This window comes from Mesorhizobium sp. M4B.F.Ca.ET.143.01.1.1, from assembly GCF_004792275.1.
GTDB lineage: Bacteria > Pseudomonadota > Alphaproteobacteria > Rhizobiales > Rhizobiaceae > Mesorhizobium > Mesorhizobium abyssinicae.
Window position 1 is genome coordinate 55306 of sequence record NZ_SRSR01000021.1, and the last position, 22051, is coordinate 77356.

23 protein-coding genes, 1 pseudogene and 1 riboswitch are annotated in these 22051 nt (G+C 60.4%); of the genes and pseudogenes, 14 read left to right on the forward strand and 10 right to left on the reverse strand.

The window, feature by feature from the left end; all coding sequences use genetic code 11:
• Nucleotide 1: 1 nt before the first annotated feature.
• From EN786_RS32030 to EN786_RS32040, 3 genes are all read right to left on the reverse strand, one after another.
• The gene (locus tag EN786_RS32030; RefSeq protein WP_135909490.1) at nt 2-766 is read right to left on the reverse strand and encodes an ABC transporter ATP-binding protein; all 765 of its coding nucleotides are present in this window, start codon (nt 764-766) and stop codon (nt 2-4) included.
• Nucleotides 763-1734: an iron ABC transporter permease gene (locus tag EN786_RS32035; protein ID WP_210238911.1), complete on the reverse strand. Its 972-nt coding sequence runs from the start codon at nt 1732-1734 to the stop codon at nt 763-765. Before EN786_RS32035 ends, EN786_RS32030 begins: the two co-directional genes overlap by 4 nt.
• Nucleotides 1735-1811: 77 nt before the next feature.
• Nucleotides 1812-2828, reverse strand: a complete 1017-nt coding sequence (locus EN786_RS32040; protein WP_135909492.1) for an ABC transporter substrate-binding protein — start codon at nt 2826-2828, stop codon at nt 1812-1814.
• Between the two features lie 151 nt (nt 2829-2979).
• Nucleotides 2980-3172, reverse strand: a riboswitch (cobalamin riboswitch).
• Between the two features lie 114 nt (nt 3173-3286).
• On the opposite strand from EN786_RS32040, the gene EN786_RS32045 reads away from it, so the two are divergent.
• From EN786_RS32045 to EN786_RS32075, 6 genes and pseudogenes are all read left to right on the forward strand, one after another.
• Nucleotides 3287-3511, forward strand: coding sequence for a hypothetical protein (locus EN786_RS32045; protein ID WP_135909494.1), 225 nt, complete (start codon nt 3287-3289; stop codon nt 3509-3511).
• 198 nt (nt 3512-3709) lie between these two features.
• Nucleotides 3710-4174, forward strand: a complete 465-nt coding sequence (locus tag EN786_RS32050) for a mobile mystery protein A (RefSeq protein WP_135909496.1) — start codon at nt 3710-3712, stop codon at nt 4172-4174.
• 5 nt (nt 4175-4179) lie between these two features.
• A complete protein-coding gene (locus EN786_RS32055; protein ID WP_135909498.1) occupies nt 4180-4773 on the forward strand; it encodes a mobile mystery protein B in 594 nt (197 codons plus the stop codon).
• A 537-nt stretch (nt 4774-5310) separates the two neighbouring features.
• A pseudogene (locus tag EN786_RS32065) lies at nt 5311-5834 on the forward strand (GrpB family protein).
• A 445-nt stretch (nt 5835-6279) separates the two neighbouring features.
• Complete coding sequence (locus EN786_RS32070) at nt 6280-6801, forward strand: RNA polymerase sigma factor (RefSeq protein WP_246688794.1); 522 nt, start codon at nt 6280-6282, stop codon at nt 6799-6801.
• Complete coding sequence (locus tag EN786_RS32075; RefSeq protein ID WP_135909502.1) at nt 6798-7361, forward strand: hypothetical protein; 564 nt, start codon at nt 6798-6800, stop codon at nt 7359-7361. The genes EN786_RS32070 and EN786_RS32075 overlap by 4 nt, the downstream gene beginning before the upstream one ends.
• Before the next feature lie 333 nt (nt 7362-7694).
• On the opposite strand, the gene EN786_RS39360 is transcribed toward EN786_RS32075, so the two are convergent.
• Nucleotides 7695-7829 carry a hypothetical protein gene (locus EN786_RS39360; protein ID WP_281405023.1) on the reverse strand — a complete coding sequence of 45 codons (135 nt, stop codon included), beginning with the start codon at nt 7827-7829 and terminating at the stop codon, nt 7695-7697.
• A gap of 785 nt (nt 7830-8614) precedes the next feature.
• Complete coding sequence (locus EN786_RS32080; RefSeq protein WP_135909504.1) at nt 8615-8890, reverse strand: hypothetical protein; 276 nt, start codon at nt 8888-8890, stop codon at nt 8615-8617.
• A 416-nt stretch (nt 8891-9306) separates the two neighbouring features.
• On the opposite strand from EN786_RS32080, the gene EN786_RS32085 reads away from it, so the two are divergent.
• Nucleotides 9307-10410 (forward strand): serine hydrolase, encoded by a 1104-nt coding sequence (locus EN786_RS32085; RefSeq protein WP_135909506.1) that lies wholly within the window; start codon nt 9307-9309, stop codon nt 10408-10410.
• A gap of 76 nt (nt 10411-10486) precedes the next feature.
• On the opposite strand, the gene EN786_RS32090 is transcribed toward EN786_RS32085, so the two are convergent.
• Entirely contained in the window at nt 10487-10957 is a 471-nt protein-coding gene (locus EN786_RS32090; RefSeq protein WP_135909508.1) for an Lrp/AsnC family transcriptional regulator, read from the reverse strand.
• A gap of 103 nt (nt 10958-11060) precedes the next feature.
• On the opposite strand from EN786_RS32090, the gene EN786_RS32095 reads away from it, so the two are divergent.
• The 3 genes from EN786_RS32095 (at nt 11061) to EN786_RS32105 (ending at nt 12802) form a co-directional block, all read left to right on the forward strand.
• Nucleotides 11061-12026: a hypothetical protein gene (locus EN786_RS32095; protein ID WP_135909510.1), complete on the forward strand. Its 966-nt coding sequence runs from the start codon at nt 11061-11063 to the stop codon at nt 12024-12026.
• Nucleotides 12027-12215: 189 nt separating this feature from the next.
• A complete protein-coding gene (locus EN786_RS38920) occupies nt 12216-12503 on the forward strand; it encodes a DUF4160 domain-containing protein (RefSeq protein ID WP_246688799.1) in 288 nt (95 codons plus the stop codon).
• On the forward strand, nt 12425-12802 hold the full coding sequence (locus tag EN786_RS32105; RefSeq protein WP_246688795.1) for a DUF2442 domain-containing protein: 378 nt from the start codon (nt 12425-12427) through the stop codon (nt 12800-12802). Before EN786_RS38920 ends, EN786_RS32105 begins: the two co-directional genes overlap by 79 nt.
• A gap of 218 nt (nt 12803-13020) precedes the next feature.
• Here EN786_RS32105 and EN786_RS32110 read toward each other — a convergent pair whose 3' ends face one another.
• From EN786_RS32110 to EN786_RS32125, 4 genes are all read right to left on the reverse strand, one after another.
• The gene (locus EN786_RS32110; protein ID WP_135909514.1) at nt 13021-13671 is read right to left on the reverse strand and encodes a serine hydrolase domain-containing protein; all 651 of its coding nucleotides are present in this window, start codon (nt 13669-13671) and stop codon (nt 13021-13023) included.
• A gap of 88 nt (nt 13672-13759) precedes the next feature.
• Nucleotides 13760-14257 (reverse strand): GrpB family protein, encoded by a 498-nt coding sequence (locus EN786_RS32115; protein WP_135909516.1) that lies wholly within the window; start codon nt 14255-14257, stop codon nt 13760-13762.
• A gap of 441 nt (nt 14258-14698) precedes the next feature.
• On the reverse strand, nt 14699-16588 hold the full coding sequence (locus tag EN786_RS32120; protein ID WP_135909518.1) for an ABC transporter ATP-binding protein: 1890 nt from the start codon (nt 16586-16588) through the stop codon (nt 14699-14701).
• Entirely contained in the window at nt 16588-18447 is a 1860-nt protein-coding gene (locus tag EN786_RS32125; protein WP_135909520.1) for an ABC transporter ATP-binding protein, read from the reverse strand. Before EN786_RS32125 ends, EN786_RS32120 begins: the two co-directional genes overlap by 1 nt.
• A gap of 366 nt (nt 18448-18813) precedes the next feature.
• Here EN786_RS32125 and EN786_RS32130 point away from each other — a divergent pair, with 366 nt between their 5' ends.
• Genes EN786_RS32130 through EN786_RS32145 form a run of 4 tightly spaced genes read left to right on the forward strand, consistent with a single transcriptional unit; the run spans nt 18814 to nt 22049 of the window.
• Nucleotides 18814-19101, forward strand: coding sequence for a gamma-butyrobetaine hydroxylase-like domain-containing protein (locus EN786_RS32130; RefSeq protein ID WP_246688796.1), 288 nt, complete (start codon nt 18814-18816; stop codon nt 19099-19101).
• A gap of 9 nt (nt 19102-19110) precedes the next feature.
• A complete protein-coding gene (locus tag EN786_RS32135; RefSeq protein ID WP_135909522.1) occupies nt 19111-20847 on the forward strand; it encodes a fumarate reductase/succinate dehydrogenase flavoprotein subunit in 1737 nt (578 codons plus the stop codon).
• A 10-nt stretch (nt 20848-20857) separates the two neighbouring features.
• Nucleotides 20858-21091, forward strand: coding sequence for a ferredoxin family protein (locus EN786_RS32140; RefSeq protein WP_135909587.1), 234 nt, complete (start codon nt 20858-20860; stop codon nt 21089-21091).
• Nucleotide 21092: 1 nt separating this feature from the next.
• Nucleotides 21093-22049: a HEAT repeat domain-containing protein gene (locus EN786_RS32145; protein ID WP_135909524.1), complete on the forward strand. Its 957-nt coding sequence runs from the start codon at nt 21093-21095 to the stop codon at nt 22047-22049.
• Nucleotides 22050-22051 lie beyond the last annotated feature (2 nt).

Here is a 22051-nt window from a genome sequence, read left to right on the forward strand (position 1 = left end):
TTCAGGAAGCTGGATGGAAGCGGAACATGTGCGTGCCGTCTGCCGGGTCGATGAGAATGCTTGCGCGAACGCCGAACACCGCGCCGATCCGCTCGGCAGTCAGCACCTCGTGCGGAGGGCCTAGCGCGACGAGCCGGCCGCCGGACAGCACGCCGACGCGATCGCAGGAGAGCGCCTGGTTCAGATCGTGCAGCGCGACAACCGATGTGACTGGCAGTTTCGCGACCAGGTCGAGGATCGAGAGCTGGTGCTGGACATCGAGGTGGTTCGTGGGCTCGTCGAGAAGCAGGATCTGGGGCTGCTGCGCAAGCGCCCTCGCCAGGTGGACACGCTGGCGCTCCCCACCGGACAGGGTTGCCCAGGAACGGCGCTCGAACCCTTTCATGTCGGTGTCGGCAAGCGCTTGCGCCACGATGAGGTCGTCTTCCCGCGACCAGGGCTGCAGCGGCGTCAGCCACGGCGTGCGGCCAAGGTCGACCGCATCTTTCACGGTGATGGCCTCAGTGGTCTCTGCCTGTTGTTCGAGAAAGGCGATCAGTTGGGCGACGGCGCGGCGCGGCATCGCGCGAAGCGCCTCACCCTTGACCCGAACGTCGCCTGACGTTGGTTGTCGGATGCCTGCCAGCAGTTTCATCAGTGTCGACTTGCCGGAGCCGTTCGGCCCGACGAGACCGAGCGTTTCATCCTCGTTCACCACGAGATCGACCCCGGTGACGATCGGTTTCCCTCGCACTGACCAGCCGAGATTGTGTGCTTCCAGGATCATGGCGCGCGCCGCCCGCGGATCAGGATCACCGCGAAGGCCGGCGCTCCAACGAGTGCCGTAATGACGCCGATCGGCAAGACCTGTCCGGGAATAATGGTGCGTGAGAGCACATCCGCGGTGATGAGGAACGCCGCGCCGATGAGCGCCGTCGCCGGCCCCAGCCTCCCGTGGCGCACGCCGACGAGAAACCGCGCCGCATGCGGGATAACAAGCCCGACGAAGCCGATCGAGCCGACGATGCTCACCATCACCGCCGTCACCAGCGCCGTGAAGCCGATGAGGACCACCTGCACTCTGCGAACTGGTACTCCCAGCGACGACGCCGACTCGGCGCCGAAGGCGAAAGCGTCGAGAGCGCGCGCATACCAGATGCAAGCGGCTAACCCGACCAGGGCTATCGGAACCGCCAGCCAAACGTCGGGCCACCGTGCGCCGCTCAAATTGCCCAGCAGCCAGAACATGATGCCGCGCGCTTGCTCGGCATTGGCCGACTTGGTGATGATGAAGGAGGTCAGCGCGTTGAAGAGCTGCGACCCGGCTATGCCTGCGAGCACGATCTGTCCGGTGCCGTGCGACGTAACGCCACCGCCAGCCGCGCGCGCCAGTATCGCCACCAGGGCAAAGGCTGCGACGGCGCCGACGAAGGCTCCAAGCGACATCGAAATCGCGCCGGCGCCCAAGCCGGCGACAGTCACCGCCACCGCGCCGGTCGAGGCACCGGCGGAAATGCCGAGAAGATACGGGTCCGCCAGCGCGTTTCGCAGCAGCGACTGCAGCACCATGCCGGAGATTGCCAGGCCCGATCCGCAACAGGCCGCAATGATCGCACGCGGCAGGCGGTAGTTCCAGATGATCCCCATGTCGATCGGGTCGAGCACGTAGGCCGAACCAAAGATCTTGTTGGCCAGAGTCTGCAGGACGATCGAGACAGGGATCGGCGTCTCGCCGATGCAGATTCCGGCGAGCACCGCCGCGACGAGCGCGGCGAAACCGAGCGTCCCCCGGCCAAGCCGGAAGACGTAGATCTCCTGCGAGGCGGTCAGACTCACTGTGCCAGTCCGAAATCCTTGAGCGACTTCGACAGCACCTCGATGCCGGCAATCGTGCGGATGGTCGCATCCATCGCATGTGCGTCCATGACCACGATGCGGTCGTTCTTGACCGCGTCCATCTGGCTCGCGACCGGATCGGATTTTAGGAACTCCAGCTTCTTCTCGTAGTCGTCAGCGGGGAAACGGCGGCGGTCCATCCTGGCGATGACGATCAGCTTCGGGTTGGCCTTGGCGATGGTCTCCCAACCGACAACTGGCCACTCCTCGTCGGACTCGATGATGTTCTTGATGCCGAGCTTGTCCATCATGTAGGCCGGTGCGCCCTTGTGGCCCGCGACATAGGGGTCGATATCCATCTCGGCGCTGGAGAACCAGAAGACCGCAGAGACGTCCTTGAGGTCGAGCGCCTTGGCGCGTTCGACGGCGGCATTCTCGCGCTCCGCCAGGCTGGCGACGAGTTCCGCACCCTTGCCCTGGATGTCGAAGATCTGCGCCAGTTCGCGGATGCCCTGATGGATAGTGGCGGTCGAAAAGAGCTCGCTGCGCGTGCCATCAACGCCGACCGTATTGTCCTTGGCGACGCAGTCGGCCGGCAGCATATAGGTCGGTATATCGACGTCATGGAACTGAGTGCGGGTCGCGACGATTCCGTCAGGACCGACATGCCAGATGAACTGAACGGTCACCAGTTCCGGCTTCTTCGCGACCACGCTTTCGAAGCTCGGATCGTTGTCGGCCAGGCGTTCGACCTTGTCGTTGACCTTTTTGAACTCGGGCAGCACCTCGTTGAACCAGACCGAGGTGCCGGTCACCTTGTCGCCTAGGCCGAGTGAGTAAAGCACTTCGGTCGCCGCCTGGCCGACCGCAACGGTCGACGCAGGCGCCTTCTGGAAGGTCAGCGTCTCCCCGCAATTCTCGAGGGTCAGCGGGTACTTGGTCGGCTCGGCCGCTGCGGCCGCCGTGAGGAAAGCGAAGCTAGCAGCGGCAAGCGCAAGGCGTGAAACAGTCATGACGCGAACATCTCCGATCGGTTGCTGGCAGGGATCGAAGGATTCGGGTCAGGACGGCAATGATCGTCATCGCGTCGCAATGGACGAGATGCGGCTGCACTTCACGTGTGGCTAGCGTCATCGACAACCTCCCCGGACACCCCGCCCGGCGCGTTAAGTTACGGGTGTCGGTAGGTCTCCTGACTGACGGGTCATCGTCCCTCTCGGCCTTCCCGGGGGCTAATCCCAGTGGCATGATCGAGATGGACTTACCGCCTACAGTTGCGGGGGCAGTTTCGTTTCGCGGCAAGCCGCGGCGAATTCCCTGTTATTTCCTTACGGAAACCGACACCCGTTCCTAACCAATCCCCTGGCTCGCATCAAGCGGTGCCTTTCCGAGCCCAATATATTTATGCCTCTTCCAGTCTGTCATGTTATTACGTAACAGACTGGAGCTGCTTATCCAAGGAGAGCAGCAAATGCAACCACTATGGACCAACCCGGCAGCGAAGCTCGCGGGAATCAGCGAAGCCTCGGCCGACGAGAAAGAGGCATGGCCTCTGTACGTTTCCGACCACGCCGCACCGACCGTGACGGCGATCGATGCGATAGACGGCAAGACAATCGGCACGTTCCCTGTGAAGGGCCTCGCCACTCTCTACCGCAGCGCGAGCGGCAAGGCCGTGTGTCTCGATTGCAGCTGAATTGAGAATCTGCGCTACCCCATTCTCGCAATTCGTGAGCAGCTCTCTCGCTGAAGCTTGGCTGCTTCGTTCGTCCAACCGATATTGCTCATTCCTTTATGTCCAATTATCACGCCTTTTGATCATATATACATGTTCTTTTGGCGTTTCTCTGCTCATCTTTTTATGCTAACGTGAACCGAAGATGGACATATATCTATGAACATAAAACAGGCTTCGCTCGCGCGCAAACAACTGGAACGGCGTCTCGCACCGCTGCGGGAACTAAAGCTCATTGCGCCGCCTCGCGGTTGGATGAAAGCCATCCGTGAAGCTCTGGGGATGAGCACCCGGCAGCTCGCCACTCGCATGGGCGCAGCCCCCTCTCGCATTCCGGCCATCGAGAAGGCGGAGGTTTCGGGCGCGACGACGATTAAGACCCTTCGGGAAGCCGCGGCGGCAATGAACTGCACGTTTGTCTATGCCTTCGTTCCGATCAAGCCGCTAGACGACATGCTTCGCGAGCGAGCGGCAGAAAAGGCGGGACAGGACATGACTCGCCTGGATCATACCATGCGGCTGGAAAACCAGGCTTTGATCAAGTCGGATCTGGAGGACGAACGTCGCCGTCTCATCGATGCCATTCTTGCCGACTCGCCACGACGACTGTGGGAGGATGACTGATCCCCATGGAAGACGATCCTCTGTTCCAGGATGATGACGAAGCGAATACGCCGCTAACCGCCGAGGAGCGGGAGCAGCTCATCCCGTCCTACATCACACTGCGGCATGAGCTGAATGAGGCCGAACAGGTCAACATCGGCGAAGGCTTGCGCTGGGCGATGTCGCGAAGGCGCGATGTCCTCGACCATGAGTTCCTGAACGAGCTGCACCGGCGCATGTTTGGCGAGGTGTGGCGTTGGGCGGGGCAGTACCGCATGACGGCCCGGAACATCGGCGTTGATGCTTACCGCATCGCAGTGGATGTCAGGCAGACGGTCGACGATGTGCGCTATTGGGTCGAGCACGGTGCCTACCCATCCGACGAGATCGCCGTCCGATTCAGCCACCGTTTGGTTGCCATCCATCCCTTCCCAAACGGAAACGGACGGTTTTCCCGCCTGGTCGGCGACCTGCTTGCTCGCCAGCTTGGACGACCACCGTTTAGCTGGGGCTGGGCAAACCTGGTCGACGCTGGCGAGACCCGTGCCCGCTATGTCGCGGCGCTGCGGGCGGCTGACAACCACGAGATCGAACCCTTACTGGCGTTCGCGCGCTCGTAGGCGCGTCGCCACGACGACCGACGGAGGAGGATGGACAGTGAAGACTTTTACGCAATCGCAATTGCAGGCAATCGCGGATGCGTTGGGAGGTACTACCGCTCTCGGACCCAAGGCGACGTACGCGAGGGTTAACAATGTCGACGCAAGAAGCCCACTCGGGCACCTTGTACATCGATGGAATTGCCCGTGCACAAGCCCATTGCCGTTTTGGACGCCGGGATCGGCAGCTACGCCATAGTGACCGAGATACAGAGGCGATTTCCCGAGCAGGACATTATCTATTCGCTGGTCGTGCGAGATTTCCCTATGGAAGCAGGGGCGCGAACAGCGCCTTGCTATCATGCGCAAGACGATCACCTTTCTGGAGAGCTACACCCCATCGGCCTGGCAATCGTTGGAAGACAGACACCGTGAGGCGCTTTGATCGCTTCATCGAAGTCCAGGTATGGGATGAAAAGCCAATTTTGGATTTCGTTTCGGCAGCACTGCGAATCAGTCATGCTGACTGCCGAAAAACCGAGCGGGCGCAATGCTCAAATGAACGCGATTAAGGTCGTCGACTACAACCCAGCATGGCCAGGGCTATTCGAAGAGCAAAAGCGCCGGATATTGGAACTGATCGGCGACATGGTGGCGAACATCCACCACGTCGGTAGCACCTCGATTGTCGGCCTTTGCGCAACTCTCAAGATTTACATCCACGCAGTGCTCCATCGCGATGCGCTGGTTGCCGACGCGATCGTGCGCGTGAAGTCCGTTCACGACTACACCTTCCACGGCGACCCTATGATGACGGCATGTGGACCTTCACCCAAGATCACGGCTCCTACGGCACGCGGCTTTATCTGTGCGGTCCGAACAACGCCACGCATGTGAAACGAATTCTGCTTCGCGATTGGCTCCGCACACATCCGGCCGACGCCGCCGAATACGCAGCGCTGAAGCGCAGGCTTGCGGCGGAGGCCACTGGCGACTGGAAATTCTACACCGGCGGGAAAGCTGAATTCGTCGCGAGGATCGTGCGGCAGGCATCCGCCCAGATCGGTACTCCGGCGATTTAGGATGGCTATTGCAGGCTAGTTTCCTCCGCGCGTGCACTTTGGCCCTGTCGGCCCGAAGCCGCGAAAATGGCCAAGTTGAAAATCAAATATAGATGTAGGTGCTTGCAATCATAGGCGGCTGTGCTCGTTCACAATGAGACCCCTCCCGGCGCGTGTCATGATTGCAGGAGCGACGCGCCGCGACAGATCACGAACCTCTCAGTGGCGTCGCGCGGCGACATGATTGGCGATACCCCAGCTGAAATAGAGCACCAGAAGCTGGACCAGCAGCAGCCACTGCAAATCAGGGTGCAGCACGAGTGCCATCATGCATGCGATTAGTGACAACACCAGCGCGACGGCCCCAACGGCTGCTTCGGGCGCCGTGTAAGAAATTCCGCCTCGGCACGACTATCTGAAGATGACAATGGTGCGCCAAGACAAGACAGGCGAGGCCGAGCCCGTTGTGCCGGAAGACGTCGATCAACGCTACACGCTCGCGGTGGAGATGCTGGACGGCGCGCTGGCGCGGCTGGCGGCAGGATATGAATCCGATCCCGCCGAGCGGCAGGACCTCGTGCAAGACATCCATCTTCAGGTCTGGCGCAGTCTGAGGTCTTTCGACGGACGCTGCTCGCTGCGCACCTGGGTCTATCGCGTGGCACACAACGTGGCCGCCGATCATGTCGGGCGAGCCCGACGCCGGAAAGGCATGATCGGTTTCAATCAGTCCGAGGCAGAGATTGCTGCGGACCCGCGTCCCTCTCCGGAGATGGAGGTCTCCGACAGGCTGGCCCTTGCCCAGATCCACGCGATGCTCCACCGCCTGCAGCCGGTCGACCGGCAGGTGATGATCCTCTACCTGGAAGACGAGAGTGCCGTCACCATCGCCGAGGTTTCCGGTCTCTCAGCGGGCGCCGTGGCGACCCGCATCAGCCGCATCAAACGCCTTCTGGCCGGCCAGCTCAATCTGGAGGCAACGCGATGAGCGACCGATCCCAACATTCATGGAAGGAACAGCCTGTGACAACCGCAGCCATCAGTCTCGACGAGATCAAGAAGCGACATGCCGCCCTGAGCCGGACCATAAAGCGTCGCAACACCTTGGAATATGTCGCCGGAGGTATAGCCGCAGCATTTCTGCTGGTCATGAGCGTGATTGCCTTGCTTGCCGCCCGTGCCGTGGCTCATTGGGTCATGGGGGCAGGATTTGCGACGCTGGCGCTCGGCATGGTCTTCGTCGGGCTGTATATCTTCAGGAAGAGCACGCGCGTCGGCACCGATATGGCGGCAAGCGGGATGGACCATCTGAAGCGGCGGCTGGAGCACGAGCGCGACCTTCTTCGCTCCGCCTGGCTCTGGTATGTCGGGCCGATGGTGCCCGGGTTTGTCTTGAGCTATCTCGGATACTGGATGGCAAATCCCGAGCGTCCGATCTTTGTGCTTGTCGCAGGAGGTCTGACCTTTGCCTTGGCCGTTTTCGTCGTCGTTCTGAACCGCCGGGCAGCTCGGCAGATCGAGTCGGAAATCCGCAGCCTGAGGAAATGACCACCCGTATGCAGAGGAGAATTGGCAGATGCTCCTGCCATGTTGCGAGCATCAAGCCGTGTTCCTTGTGGGTGACTAGAATAGGATCGGTCATTGCCGGTTCAGGCTCGCCTTTGGCGCAGCGCATCAACATCATCCTTGGGTTGTCTTACCTTTGACGGGTTAACCGAAAGGCTCTCAATATGGCTACTGGAATGGCGATAGGAATTGGAATCGGTGCGGCGGTGGGCGAGCTTGTGTTTGGCAATATCGCCGTTGGGATTGCTGTTGGCACAGCAATTGGGGCAGCAGTCGGCCATACAATCTCAAGATGAGCCAGCCAACGTGTCCTCGTCAAAGTACTTCCCGAACAAGCTGCGCAGCCTGTTTCGCGAAACCGACCCATAGACTGGACCCTGAGTTCTCACAGAGGGCGGCGGCGAGGAACTCATCGCCGGAGAAGGTGGACAATACGGCGATCTTGCGCATCAGCAAGTTCCCTCGAAACTCTGCCCCTTCTGGGCTGTGCGCTGGCGGAGAATGCTTCTAGTAGGGCTGGCACTATCGTACTTTAAAAGTCCGGCGAGACTGAGAAGCAGCCGATCGAGACTTCAAGCCATGGGTTTTTGAAAGATGGTTTACGCGGCAATGCAATGTCAAGATGATCTACATCCCTGAGCGCCATGAAGGAGCCTTGGGCAACGGTCTGGCCTCGCCGCGATGTGCTCCACCCGGGCGGTGTGGCCGCGTCTCCGGCATCGGATGCGACACCGGTCGACGGCTTTGCCCGAACGACGTACTGCATTCGAGAACAGCCACATGCGAATCCCGGGCGAGAACGTATAGTGATGCGCAACACGGCGCGTCGCACCAGTCCATCGAGTGCAAATTGCGCGCACGCGGCCGGCGCCACGATCCTTAGCTTGATCCGATCTTCTCGCCATTGGGGCTCAACGTCATCCGACGCGTGTGCACTCCAGCCGATGCCAGCCAGCACGCCCCCTACGATAGCAATGCGCCCTATAAACGAAGAGAACCACCAACAAATCATGTTAAGCATCCACAGTCTCGACGTCTCGTCGGTCAAAAGCTCCGCCAGCCGGTCGCGGCGGTCGAACGGCAGCACCGAATCAAGCGCATCGAGAGCCTCGGCGCGGTGGAGCTTGGGGGGCGCCGTCAGAGGGTTTTGGCAGGCTGAGGTCCATGGCGGTCGCTCAGAACAGATACGGCTTGTCGGCCCAGGCGAGCAGCACCTGGGCGTCGCGGTCCCAAATTCAGTTTGGTCTCGTATTCTCGGACCAATGTGTCGCTGACGAACCGGGCTCCAGATAACGCCCGAGGGCGCGGAGGTGAGCCACGATCTCCAGTCTGAGGAAATCGCGATCGCCGTAGGTTTCCTCTATTCGCTGTAGTTCCGGCAACGCCGCTTCCAGCTCACTCACGGACAGGTCGGCATCGCCGAGCACGTAACGATCATGGCCGACGGCGCAGATATCACAGCCTGCCTTTATCACCTCTTCAACGAACGCCGGAATTTCGCTCGCCTTCATGAGCCTTCGGTTACTGCTCTCCATAAGTGCTCACTCCTTTCAAGGTATTGGCAGCGGCCGAGAATGCCGTCAAATCTGGTGCGAACGCGAGTATATTTCGCTGCCGCGCTTGCACCACCAGTCGCTAACGAACAGTTCCCAGCTCACGTCCGCATCTCCGCCCAACATATGGACTCTACCCGCATAGCGGCTTCTGCAGGGTGGACGCTGTATGATTTATTATTTTCACTGCGAAGAAATCGTGATGGGGAGTGGCTTCCGTTTGAGCGACGATCCTGGGGGCGGCTACGTGTAGCAGCTTGAGATTATCCAGGCGCGGGCGCGAGATCATCGCGATTTTCGGCTCACTTTATCTGAGACTGTAAAATCGAACATTCGGTTACCGTTCTGGCACACTAAGCATAAATGAGGTTCGCATGTCGGATTCGAGCGTCGATCTTGACCCACCAACCGAAGGAGATGACGGATGGCAGATTGCTGACCCCGAAAGTGAGGGTTTTGACGCAGACTTACTACGAGGGATCGGTCCTCATTTTGACAATTGGGACGACGCGAACGTCCATGCCGTTCTCATCGCTCGACACGGGAAGCTGGTGTATGAACGATACTTCGCCGGCGAGGATAAGGCGTGGGCCACACCACTTGGGCGGGTGACGTATGATGCGAGCCTGAAACACGATCTGCGATCGATTTCTAAAGGGATCGTCTCTCTACTTGTTGGTATCGCGGTCGATCGCGGGTGGATCAGCGACATTGATGCGCCAACTCTGCCTTTCCTCCCCGAATATGGCGATCTCAGATCACCTGAAAAGGACAGCATCACGCTGCGCCATCTGCTGACGATGTCCGCCGGTTTGGCTTGGAACGAATATCTGCCCTACAGCAATCCCGCCAATAGCGAACGGCAGATGATCAATGCTCCGGATCAATATCGCTATGTGTTGGAGCAGCCCGTCGCTCGCCCTGCCGGCGTCAGCTATGCTTACAATGGCGGCCTGACCGCGCTTCTAGGAGCCGTTTTGAAGAAGGTCTCTGGTCGTCCGATTGATCAGCTTGCGCACGATGAACTTTTCATGCCGCTCGGCATTGATGACGTCGAATGGGTTCGTTACGCCAACGGAACGCCAAATCCCGCTTCTGGTCTGAGAATGAGGCCCCGCGATCTGGCGAAGATTGGTCAGCTTGTTTTGAACCAAGGGATTTGGAGCGGACGACGCATTGTCTCTGCATCGTGGATAGAACAAGCCATCTCCCCACAGATTCACGGAGACGGCCTGTTTTTCTACGGGTTCCAATGGTGGATCGGTCGATCATTGATCAATCGCCAGGAGATAAAATGGGCTTCGGCCGTAGGCTGGGGCGGGCAGCGGATGTACGTCGTTCCCAGCCTGAACATGCTCGTTGTCGCAATGGCAGGCCTCTACGACAATCCAATGCTCCAACCAGTGGTAGGAGAGGTCATCCTTCGGCGGTATGCTCTTTCCGCAGCAGAGCCCGGCCGAGATTCGCATATCTCCTAAGTTTTGATACGTCGCAAAAGTCAGCGTATCATCTGATGCAGAAGTCGGGATTTTCGCGACAGCGGCTCGCCGACCATCATTTGGGGGCAGCCTCTTGAGGCGCAATCTTCGTCGTCTCCTTATAGGTCTCGACGGCGAACAGCGTCGTGTAGCGGACCACGTCCGGATCACTGTCGAAGAGGCGGTCGCAGAGCGCCTGATATTCTTCCATGTCGCCGAAATGCCCGATTAGCACCGCGTCCAGATCGCCAGTGACACCGAACGCTTGGGTAATCGCGGGTTCCTCTGAAATGCGCGACGCGAAGGACGACCGCATATCCTTGGTGTGGTTGCGCGTGGTGACAGTGATGACAGCCCGAATGCTGCGCCCGAGCTTGGCCGGGTCCGCGAGATAGACGCAGGCTTTCAGGACGCCCGTTCGCCGCAGCTCCGCGACCCGACGCAGGCAGGTTGAAGGCGTCGAGCCAACCGCCTCTGCCAGCTCCGCCTTGGTGAGCGCACCGTCTGCCTGAAGCGCGGCCACGATCCGGAGGTCCAGTTCATCCATATGCAGCGTTTTCCGTGGTCCAAAGCACCATTTTTTTGTAAATTTTGGCCACCTTATCCGCCATTTTCGCCGTATTAAAGTAGAAAATCGGTGTGGTGAGACGATGAACAGTGCAGCGCTGGGGCTGGTCTGGGCCTTTTCCTTTGTGATCTTGGAAGCAGCCCAAGCCGTGTTTTTTGGCGGCGTGTTTCAGGACTATGACTCGTTCCTGATCGGCGGGGCAGTCTTTGGATTCACGGCCGCCGGAACGCTGACCTGGGCAAAGATGCGGACCCCGGATCAACTGAAAACTGCATGGGCCAACGGAGCCAGTGTGTTCGGTTTGAACCTCTCGACGGCCCTTGTCTGGATCGCATACTTCTTCGCGCTTCAAATGATCGAACCGGCTGTGGTCTTCACCGTGTTTTCAGGGCTGATACCTATTGGTGTCCTTGTTGCCTCGGCTTGCGGGGTTCCGGAAGCGTCACCGCTGCGCAACCGGGTCGAAGGCGTCGGCCTGATCGCTGTAGTGATCGGCGTCGGTTATCTGGCGGCGATCACGCTGCTTGGACAATCAGGCTTCGTGCGAGGCGGCTGGACTGCCGCGATGGCCGGACTGCTGCTGACCTGTGTGTCTGCCGTCAGTCTCACGGCGATGATGATCTACAGCCAGAGGCTCGACCGCCTCGGCATCGCACCGGCTGCGCAATATGGGCTACGGTTTCCGCTTTACGTAATGATGGCACTCCCGGCCGCGTGGCTCGGCCTTGATGGGAAAGGTCCGGTCGATCCCAGCGGGCTGCTTGCTGTTATCGTGATCGGCTTCGCGATCATGGCGTTTCCTGTCTTTGCGATGCAAAAGGCCATATCGCTAATGTCCACCTTGTCGCTGGCCGCGATCACGGCGCTTGGTCCACTGTTCGTTTTCCTGTTTCAGCTCGTTGAAAGTCGTGTGGCTTACGCACCGGCCACGATGACGGGTCTGATGATCTATTTCGCAGGGGCCGTTCTGGCGGCCTATGGTGGGGCCGGACACTCGGATGTAAAGTCGATCATCCACAAAAGGAGGCAGCCGTCGCAAAACTCCTAAGTTTCGCGAATCCCGAACCGTCACTGATTCTTAAGGGAAATTTCTGTCGCAAAAATCGCTGGCAAAACTCAAACTTTCGCGACAGACATTTGCGACAATTTCGACCTAGGCGGAAACCGACTTTCCTAAGCGCTTGGGTTTTGGTATAGATCATCCGTGCCGACCGTTTTACGCCTCGATGGCCTGCGCGTGGTCATCTACCCGAACGATCATCGACCCGCGCACGTTCACGTCAAGGGAGCGGCCGGCGAAGCGGTGTTCATCCTGCATTGCCCCGATGGACCGCCGGCGCTGCGGGAGAGCTTCGGATTCAACCAGCCCCGCGCTAAGCCGGATCGCGGAATGGAGAACAATTCATGGCCGTTACTGAGCAAGAGTTTCACCAAGCCGAAAAGCGGATGGCCGCGCTGCGGGAGAACGGCTTTGCCGTGTCCGCGCGCTACGATCGCCGCTCGGCCCGCATCGTCGTCAACCTGAATACCGGCGTGCAGATCGGTTTCCCGCCGCGCCTAGCGGAAGGTTTGGCTGATGCCTCGCCGGCCGACCTTGCCGAAATCGAGATCAGCCCGGCCGGCCTTGGCCTGCACTGGCCGAAGCTCGATGCCGATGTGTATGTGCCGGCGCTGCTACAAGGTGTGTTTGGCTCCAAGCGCTGGATGGCCGCGCAGCTCGGTACGGCCGGCGGCCAAGCCCGTTCGCGCGCCAAGGCGGCGGCGGCTCGGGAGAACGGCCGCAAGGGAGGCCGGCCGCGCAAGGTTGCTGGTGGTGGCCTATAGGCCGGCCGCTGAAATCAACTCTGGCAATCTGCTTGAGCCAACTTTGGAAATCGCCCCATCTTCCGGACGGCCGATCTGTCGCGGCGACATGGCAAGGTCGCAAAAGGACGGAAGCGGGCCTCAGGCGATCAAATCAACTCCCACCCGATAACCGCTCGGACCACACATTTCGTAGACGGTCGGTGTTGAGCAATAGGCCGGAGATCGCGCCTGTGGCATCACGCGTGAAGCGCAGGCGGCGGCTGCGGTCTTCGATGAATAGGTCCTTCGCCAAGGCGGTCATGGGCTGAAGCGGCTTCTTCAGCGCCGTAGAGGCAATGATGCCATCTTGAAGAACCACTTCGTAGGGGTAGGCCGTCTCTGATGGCGACGGCCTGCGCCAGCAGCGTGTAGCCGGTGTTGCAATACATGAAGCGCGTGCCGGGCGGAAAGTTGAGCGCCCTTTGTCGCGAGACCACCCGCAGCACGTCCTTGTCCGTGATCAGGTCCTTCGAGTAGCGCCAGCCCGACAGTTGGAGAAGTTCCCACTGGTCACGCAGGCCGCTGGTGTGGTGGATGAGATGGTCGAGCGTGACGAGCACGCCGAAATCCGGCAGTTCGGGGACATGGCGGCGGATATCGTCGCCCAGCGAGAGCCTGCCTTCCTCCACCAGCATATAGACCGCCATGGCCGTGAACTGCTTGGAGACGGACGCGGAATGGAAGACAGAGGACGGTGTGATGGGCACATCATGATCCAGATTGGCCATACCGTAGCCGCGCTGGAAGACGATTTCGGCATCCCGGATCACGGCCACCGCCGCGCCAGGCGAATCTGGCCGCGCCCATCCTGTAAAGAGGTTATCGATTACGTCGGTTATGTCGAACACGGGCATATTATTCCGGTCTGCGCTGTCGCAAATCTCTCAAAAACCTGCGACGACTTTAGCGCCTAAGTCCTGCGACCTGAACGTGGATTTAGGATTTCTGCGAAACAGCCCGGCTGATGAAATCAGCCTTTGCGCTTCGGTACTCTTCCATATCCCGCCCTTCAAATCGACGTTTCAGGTCATTGTAAGATGACAGAAGGTTTGCACTTTCGCGAAGGCGATCTCGAAACCGGACAAAGAAATCCAGCTCGCTACCCTTTGCCACAAGCTGCACTCCAAGAGGGGGATGCTGTTCGTCATCCATGAACGCCGAGAACGCATCACTCCTGACCGATCCCGAGTTGCGCTCGAGGCTCCGGACAAGGCGTTCCTCTGCCGCCTCAAAATCCTGCGGGTCTACCCTTATGCAGATATCGAGATCGCCCTTGGTAAGACAGCCGGGGACCGCTGTTGCGCCAACGTGCTCAATCACGGCCGAATTGGGCAGGTCGCTTTTCCATCTACGCACGAACTCGTTGAATGCGTCAGATGCCAATTGTTCGGTATCATCGTAGGGCTGTAGGGTCAGAATTTCGTTGGTCGCCATCTCGTGAACTCATGAACACGTTAGAGTTTTGCGACCGATTATTGCAACAGCCTATTCCCACCGTCACAAGGCGTTAGAAATCCAAATTCTATTTTTGTTCTTCAAGTTGGCCATTTTCGAAGCCTCGGGCCGACAGGGCCGGGAAGAGCTGAGGGGAAACCCGGCCTTCATGGGTCTGCGACGCGGCGTGCACAAGGACATTCAGTCAGCCGCCCGCTTTTCACCTTCACCCTTTGCTCGGCGTTGTGCGGCCCTCCTATGCCATCTGCCGGCGGACAAGCTCAGCCGCGCCACCAGCCTTGGCGGTCGCGATAATCTCCTTCCTGTACCTGCGCGCCGAGGATGGCAAGCAGGTCAGCGGCCATGTCAGAACGTCTCGCAAATGGGTCGCTCTGGAGAGGGCGGGGCCAAGGGCTAACTGTCCGGTTCCGCCAGTCTCGATCACGTCGCTTTGCCGACCGCTGATTCCATCCCCATTTCTTCCTCGGAAATGTCGTCGAACGAAGCGTAGTTCATGTTGTAGAGACGGGCGTAGAGGCCTTTTTTTGCCATCAGCTGTTCGTGGTTGCCGCTTTCGACGATCTCGCCGTTCTGCAGCACGATGATTCGGTCGGCGCCGCGGATGGTGGCCAAGCGATGGGCAATAACCAGCCCTGTCCGGCCTTCCAGCAGTTTTATCAGCGCCTTCTGGATCAGCATCTCCGTATAGGAATCGATGCTGGCCGTGGCTTCGTCGAGCACAAGGATCTTGGCGTCGGCCACCAGCGCCCGCGCGAAACTGATCAGCTGGCGCTGGCCGAGCGAGAGATTGCCGCCACGCTGCTCGAGTTCGGTGTCGTAGCCATCGGGCAAGTTCTCGATGAAGTCGTGCGCGCCGACGGCCTGTGCGGCGCGCACCACCTCCTCGCGGCTGGCGGTTTTATGATAGCGGATGTTCTCCAGCACCGTTCCTGAGAACAGGAACGGCTCCTGCAGCACCATTGCCACCTGCTCTCCGAGCGAATCCTGTGTCAGGTCGCGCACATCGTGCCCGCCGACCAGGACCTGACCGGACCAGACATCGTAGAAGCGGTGCACCAGAGCCATGGAACTGGACTTGCCCGATCCGGTTGGGCCGACAAGTGCTACAGTCTCGCCCGGATTGACACGGAAGGAGACGTTCTTCAGCACAGGCAGGTTCTGCCGGTAGCCGAAGGTGACGTTCCTGAACTCGACCGAGCCGTCCATGTCGCGCGACAGCTTAACAGCATTGTCCTTATCGCTGACGTCCACCGGCACGTCGAGCACTTCTGAGACGCGCTGGCCCGAAGCCATGGCGCGCTGCATCACGCTGTACTGCATGGTGAGCGAGCGGATCGGGTCGAAGAAGCGCTGAATGTAGAACAGGAACGCCACCATGACGCCGACGTCGAGGCTGTGCGACAGCACCATCGAGCCGCCCACGACGATGACTGTCGCCATGGCGAACCCGGTCAGCGTGTCGACGATCGGCACCATCACCTGCGCATACCTGGCCGACCTCAGATGGGCATTGAGATTGGCCAGCACCTTCTCGTCATAAAGATCGAAATTGACATGCTGGCGTTCCAGGCTCTGCACCGTGCGAACGCCATGGATGCCTTCGGCCAGCGCACCGTTGGCGATCGAGTTGGTTTCATGCGCCGCCATGAAGGCGACCTTGGCGCGCGGCAGCCAAAACAGGCGCACGATGAACAGCACCGGCATGGTCGACAGCGTCAGCAGCCCGAGCCGGAAATCGAGCCAGAGCAGGACGCTGACGATGCCGAACAACAGCACGATGTCGCCCACCGACATCACCGACGTTTCAAGGAATTCCTGCATTGAATTCACGTCGCCCTGCAGGCGCGACATCAGCCGGCCGACTTCGGTCTTGTCCATGAAACTCAGCGAGACCCGCTGCAGGTGGCTGAACATGGCGCGGCGCAGGTCGGAGAGCACGTTTTCGGCCACCTTGCCGACGACGCTCTCCTGCACATAGCTGGCGCCGTAGTTGATGAGGATGATCGTGGCGAAGGCGCCCGTCGCCCAGATCATCACCGACCGGTCGAGCCTGCCCGCCGCCATGCCGTGGTCGATGGCGTAGCGGATGACCAGCGGGATCGCCAGCTGCGTCAGCGTGAACACCAGGACCGCGGCGACCGAGATGAAAATCCGGCCCCGATACGGTTTCACGAAGCTCCAGATGCGCCGCACGATGCGCGGATCATAGGCCTTGCCGAAGACTTCTTCCTCGTCGCGGTGCGAGCCGACGACCGCCTTTGTCGGCCGCCCGCTGGTGTCTTCCTTCTCGTCGTCGCTCTGTGTCGACATCACGCGGCTCCCGTTACAACGGGTCGGTCATCGTCCGGCCGTAGCTGCAGGTCGTAAAGGGCGCGGTAGCGTCCGCTGAGCGCCAGCAGTTCCTCATGCGTGCCGCGCTCGACGATCCGGCCGCCCTCCACGAACAGGATCTGGTCGGCATGCATCAGTGAACTCAGCCGGTGCGAGATGATGAGCGTCACGCGGTCCTTGGCGAAGCGTTTCATCGCTGCCCGGATCCGCTGCTCGGTGCCGGCGTCGATGGCAGCGGTGGAATCGTCGAAGACCAGCACCGATGGCCGCAGCATCAGGCTGCGGGCGATGGTCAGGCGCTGGCGCTGACCGCCGGAAAGTGACGCGCCGCGTTCGCCAACGACTGTGGTGTAGCCCGCCGGAAGCCCGATGATGTAGTTGTGCAATTGGGCATACTCGGCGGCTTGCCCGATGCGGGTCTCGCGCGCCCATGGATTGCCGTAGGCGATGTTGTTCTCGATCGAGGTGGTGAACAGGAATGCGTCCTGCTGCACCACGCCGACCGCCTTGCGCAGCGATTGCAGCGTGACCTTGCTGATGTCCTGGCCATCGATGGTGATGGCACCTGACGTCACATCGTAGAAGCGCGGGATCAGGTGCGCGATGGTCGACTTGCCGCTGCCGGGCGGACCGACAATGCCGATGGTTTGGCCGGATCTTGCCTCGAAGGAGATCCCGGATAGCGTCGGGCGACCAGCTCCCGCGTAGCGGAAGCCGACATTGTCGAAGCGCAGCACACCGTCAGTGACGACAAGATCCCTGGCGTCGGGCGCGTCCTCGATATCGAGTTCGGTGTCCAGCAGTTCGAACAGACGCGTGCCGCAGGTCGAAGCGCGGGCGAATGAATTGACCATCAGGCCGAGCTGGCGCACTGGCATCTGCAAGATGGTCATGAAGGTGAGGAACTGGGCCAGCGTGCCGACGCTGATCTGGCCCGCAATCACCTTCTGGCCGCCGAACCAAAGCACCAAGCCCATGGCGGCGAGGAACGAGAAGTTCATGGCGCTGGTGTTGCTGACGCGGATGCCGACGCGCTGGTTGGCGAGGTCCAGCGCATCCTGCTTGGCGCGGTCGAACTTTTCCAGCTCATGCCGCTGCGCCGCAAAAGCACGCACGACACGGATGCCACCGAGGTTCTCATCCATCACCCGGCTCAGCACCGACAGCCGCTCTTGCAACGTCAGCCAGGTGCTGCGCAGCGCCAGCTGCGTGACCGAGGACCGCCAGGCGACGAACGGCACAAAGCTCAGGCTGAGCAGCCCGAGCACGAGATCGGTGCTGATCAGCAGATAAGCGCCGACGCCGATCAGCACGCCGAGCAGCACGACGCGCAGGATGCCGGTGGAGAAGAACATGCGCACGCCGTCGAGATCGAGCAGGCCGAGCGTGATGAGATCGCCGGTATGGACCCGGTCATGGAAGGAGAAGCTCAGGCGCTGGATCTTCTCATAGAAAGCCAGCCGCAGTTCATAGCCGGTCCGGTGGCCGACGGCCTCGCCATAGTAGTTCTGCGCCATAGTGAAGAGGCCGCGCAGGATGCTGACGACGAGCAGCGTGAGCGCCGTGTTCCACAGCGCGTGCTCTGCCGCAGGACCAGCACCCGCAGTCATGACGCCCTGCGCCTGATCGATGGCCCGTCCCAGCAAGCGTGGAATGAAAAGCTGCAGCGTGGCGGCAATGAAGGTCGAGATGATGGTGATGGCGACTTGCCAGGGATGGCGCAGCGTCATTCGCACGATACGCAGCAGGGTGCTGAGGCCTTTGCCCCAGGAGGCTTCCGCCACATGGACAAACGATTTGCCGCGCTTCGCCGCGCCGCTGGTTGCATCCGTACGCAAGGAAAATATCCAGACCACTCCGGACATTAGCCCGGACGAATGAAGCAGACTCAATTCAGATGGCGCGATGGTACGCGTGTCCGACTTGACCGTTCAAGGGGCCAATGGCGACATCGCACTGGGCCTGAAAGGCGGCACCGCCAATTGGGTCATCGCCATCGCGTCGAAGAACGGAGTTGCAAACGCCACCCCCAGACCTCACCTCCCGTCGTGATACACGAAGAGGCTGTCGGTTCGAAGTCCCCTCAAACGCAATGCGGCAAGCCGGACTTATCGCGGTTTCAATAAGCATGCTGGACGCAGGCAATTTATTGCGTGTCCATGTTCCGCTGTTCCCTAAGATGCGGCGAACCCTCGGGGGACGCCGTGATACCTCTTGAACTCAAGGTCACTGCCGCGCGCAGCCTTCTCTCCGTTACATGGGAGGACGGTGTGGTTTCGCTCATCCCCGCGTCCAAGCTGCGGGCGCGCAGCCGGGCGGCACAGCAGGTGCGGGCGGACATCGAGGGCAACGAACATTCGTTCGAGACCGTCACCGTGACGAGCGCAGAGGCGATCGGTTCATATGCCATACGTCTGGTTTTCTCCGACGGGCACGACCGGGGCATCTATCCCTGGAGCTATTTGCGCGAAATCGCCGATTCTGCGGCTTGAGGAACGAGAATGGATAATTTTGTCGAAGGGCTGTCGGAAGTCACCTGCGATGTGCTGGTGATCGGCGGCGGCACAGCCGGACCGATGGCGGCGCTCAAGGCGAAGCAGAAAAATCCCGCTCTGAATGTCGTCCTGCTCGAAAAGGCCAATGTGAAGCGTTCCGGCGCTATCTGCATGGGCATGGACGGACTGAACAACGCCGTCGTCCCGGGATATGCGACGCCCGAGCAATACACCAAGGAGATCACCATCGCCAATGACGGCATTGTCGATCAGGCGCCGGTCTTCAAATATGCATCGCGCTGCTATGATATCATCCAGGAACTTGACCGTTTCGGCATCCGTTTCCAGAAGAACGCCAATGGCGATTTCGACCTGAAGAAGGTCCACCATCTCGGAACCTATGTGCTGCCTATGCCGAATGGCGATACCGTCAAGAAGGCGCTCTACCGGCAGATCAAGCGCGAAAGGATATTGGTCTCCAACCGCTTCATGGCAACGCGCCTGTTGACCGCCAACGACGGCAGGATCGCGGGCGCCACTGCTGTGAACACGCGCACGGCTGAATTCCTCGTGCTACGCGCCAAGACCGTGATCCTGTGCATGGGCGCGGCGGGGCGGCTCGGATTGCCGCATTCCGGCTATCTCTTCGGAACCTATGAGAATCCGACCAATTCCGGTGACGGTTATGCCATGGCCTATCATGCGGGTGCCGCGCTCGCGAATCTCGAATGCTATCAGATCAATCCGCTGATCAAGGACTATAACGGCCCGGCTTGCGCTTACGTGGCCGGTCCGTTCGGAGCCTATACCGCCAACAGTGAAGGCAATCGCTTCATCGAAAGCGACTACTGGTCGGGACAGATGATGCAGGAATTCTACAACGAACTACAGTCTGGCAAGGGGCCAGTGTTCCTGAAGCTCAACCACCTTCATGCCGACACGGTCGGCGAGATCGAAGAGATCCTGCACAAGGTCGAGCGCCCGTCACGCGGCAGGTTCCACCAGACGCGGGGCACCGACTACCGCGAAAATATGATCGAAATGCACATTTCCGAAATCGGCTTCTGTTCGGGTCACAGCGCGTCGGGCGTTTTCGTCGATGAATGCGCCCGGACCACGGTGCCGGGCCTCTACGCTGCGGGCGACATGGCGAGCGTGCCACACAACTATATGCTAGGCGCCTTCACCAATGGCGCGATTGCGGGCGAACACGCAGCCGAAGTCGCACTCGAAAGTGATCTGCCGCCCTTCGACAGCGATCTGGTCAGGCTGGAGCGAGAACGCGTGCTTGCGCCGACGCGGCGCGAGGACGGCATCCCGCCCAACCAGCTGGAATACAAGACCCGGCGGCTGGTCAACGACTACCTGCAGCCACCCAAGGTGACGGCCAGGATGCGGATCGGCCAGGCGCGGCTCGCGGAGATCAGGGATGATCTCGAAAGCGCCCTTATCGCGCGTGACGCGCATGAACTGATGCGTTCGCTCGAAGTGTCGTCCATTCTCGACTGCGCCGACATGGCGGCCCATGCCTCGCTCTTCCGAACGGAAAGCCGCTGGGGGCTCTATCACAACCGCGTCGATTATCCCAAAAAGGATGACGACAACTGGTTCTGCCATACGCTTCTGCGCAAGGTCGACGGCCGCCTGGTCTCTGAGAAGCGGCCAATCCAACCCTACATCGTTCCGATCGAGAACGAGGAGCGGACGGCCTATGACCATCTGCGCGTTTCCAATCAAGCCTGACGAGGAAGCCATGCCGCTTGCGCTTTCACCCACAACCGTTCCCGTCGTCGTGGACGAGGCGAAATGCATCGCCGACAAGGGCTGCACGGTCTGCGTCGAGGTCTGCCCGCTGGATGTCCTGCGCATCAGCGATCTCACTGGCAAAGCCTATATGAAATTCGACGAGTGCTGGTACTGCATGCCGTGCGAGAAGGATTGTCCGACCGGCGCTGTGACCGTCAACATCCCCTATCTGTTGCGCTGACATGACTGCATTCGATCCCTTCGAAGATTTTGGCGACATCGAGGAAATCGGCGAGCGTCTGAACGATGCGGACGCGGCCGTGCGACGGCTTGCCGTGATCGACCTTGCCGAGACCGCGAGCGCGGATGTGCTGCCGGATCTCCTGACCGCAGTTGCCGACCCCGACGCGACAGTGCGTTTGCAGCTGGCGATTGCACTGTCCGAGTTCGACGCCGTTGAGGCGGCTGCTGGCCTTGCCCGTCTGGCGGCGGATCAGGATTTGACGGTGGCCCAGGCGGCAGCCGATAGCCTTGCTGAACTGAAGGATCCAGCGGCAGCTGAATCCATCCTACCGCTCGTCAGTCATGGACGCCCCTTCGTCCGGGCTGCGGGTTTTCGCGGGCTGAAAGCGTTGCGTTCGCGTGGGGCACTCGGCCCCGCTCTGGCAGCAATGCGGGATGAAGATGCCAATGTGCGCGCGCAGGCGCTCGGCGTCGTTGCCTATCTCAAGCTGGAAGAGACCTTGCCTTCCCTGATCGCCGCGACGCGCGATGCCGATGCCACCGTTCGGTCCGTTGCGGTCAACGCCTTGTCGTTCACGAGCCAGCCCGCCGCAGCGGCTGCCGTGACGGCTGCCCTCGACGATGAGAACTGGCAGGTGCGGGCCGCGGCGGCCGAATCGCTCGGCCGAATCGGCCAAACCTCGGCCGTCGACGGACTGACCGTCGGCTTTTCCGACGAATACTGGCAGGTTCGGCAAAAATGCCTGAATGCGCTTGGCAAGCTCAAGGCGCAATCGGCGGTACGGCAGATTTCCGAGCTGTTGACGAGCGACATGGCCTCGCTCCGCAAGGAGTCTGCGGCGGCGCTCGGTGAAATCGCCGATCCATCGTCGCGGGATGCTCTCATGACGCATATCGGCGACGCCGATCCGGACGTGCGCAAGACCGTTCGCTGGGCGCTAACGCGGCTCGGTTAGTT

What these genes read in the sequence shown, in the direction of transcription:
- EN786_RS32030 (WP_135909490.1), bottom strand. Translation starts at nt 766, where the DNA reads ATGATCCTGGAAGCACACAATCTCGGCTGGTCAGTGCGAGGGAAACCG.
- EN786_RS32040 (WP_135909492.1), bottom strand. Translation starts at nt 2,828, where the DNA reads ATGACTGTTTCACGCCTTGCGCTTGCCGCTGCTAGCTTCGCTTTCCTC.
- EN786_RS32045 (WP_135909494.1), top strand. Translation starts at nt 3,287, where the DNA reads ATGCAACCACTATGGACCAACCCGGCAGCGAAGCTCGCGGGAATCAGC.
- EN786_RS32050 (WP_135909496.1), top strand. Translation starts at nt 3,710, where the DNA reads ATGAACATAAAACAGGCTTCGCTCGCGCGCAAACAACTGGAACGGCGT.
- EN786_RS32055 (WP_135909498.1), top strand. Translation starts at nt 4,180, where the DNA reads ATGGAAGACGATCCTCTGTTCCAGGATGATGACGAAGCGAATACGCCG.
- EN786_RS32075 (WP_135909502.1), top strand. Translation starts at nt 6,798, where the DNA reads ATGAGCGACCGATCCCAACATTCATGGAAGGAACAGCCTGTGACAACC.
- EN786_RS39360 (WP_281405023.1), bottom strand. Translation starts at nt 7,829, where the DNA reads ATGCGCAAGATCGCCGTATTGTCCACCTTCTCCGGCGATGAGTTCCTC.
- EN786_RS32080 (WP_135909504.1), bottom strand. Translation starts at nt 8,890, where the DNA reads ATGAAGGCGAGCGAAATTCCGGCGTTCGTTGAAGAGGTGATAAAGGCA.
- EN786_RS32085 (WP_135909506.1), top strand. Translation starts at nt 9,307, where the DNA reads ATGTCGGATTCGAGCGTCGATCTTGACCCACCAACCGAAGGAGATGAC.
- EN786_RS32090 (WP_135909508.1), bottom strand. Translation starts at nt 10,957, where the DNA reads ATGGATGAACTGGACCTCCGGATCGTGGCCGCGCTTCAGGCAGACGGT.
- EN786_RS32095 (WP_135909510.1), top strand. Translation starts at nt 11,061, where the DNA reads ATGAACAGTGCAGCGCTGGGGCTGGTCTGGGCCTTTTCCTTTGTGATC.
- EN786_RS32105 (WP_246688795.1), top strand. Translation starts at nt 12,425, where the DNA reads ATGGCCGCGCTGCGGGAGAACGGCTTTGCCGTGTCCGCGCGCTACGAT.
- EN786_RS32115 (WP_135909516.1), bottom strand. Translation starts at nt 14,257, where the DNA reads ATGGCGACCAACGAAATTCTGACCCTACAGCCCTACGATGATACCGAA.
- EN786_RS32120 (WP_135909518.1), bottom strand. Translation starts at nt 16,588, where the DNA reads ATGTCGACACAGAGCGACGACGAGAAGGAAGACACCAGCGGGCGGCCG.
- EN786_RS32135 (WP_135909522.1), top strand. Translation starts at nt 19,111, where the DNA reads ATGGATAATTTTGTCGAAGGGCTGTCGGAAGTCACCTGCGATGTGCTG.
- EN786_RS32140 (WP_135909587.1), top strand. Translation starts at nt 20,858, where the DNA reads ATGCCGCTTGCGCTTTCACCCACAACCGTTCCCGTCGTCGTGGACGAG.
- EN786_RS32145 (WP_135909524.1), top strand. Translation starts at nt 21,093, where the DNA reads ATGACTGCATTCGATCCCTTCGAAGATTTTGGCGACATCGAGGAAATC.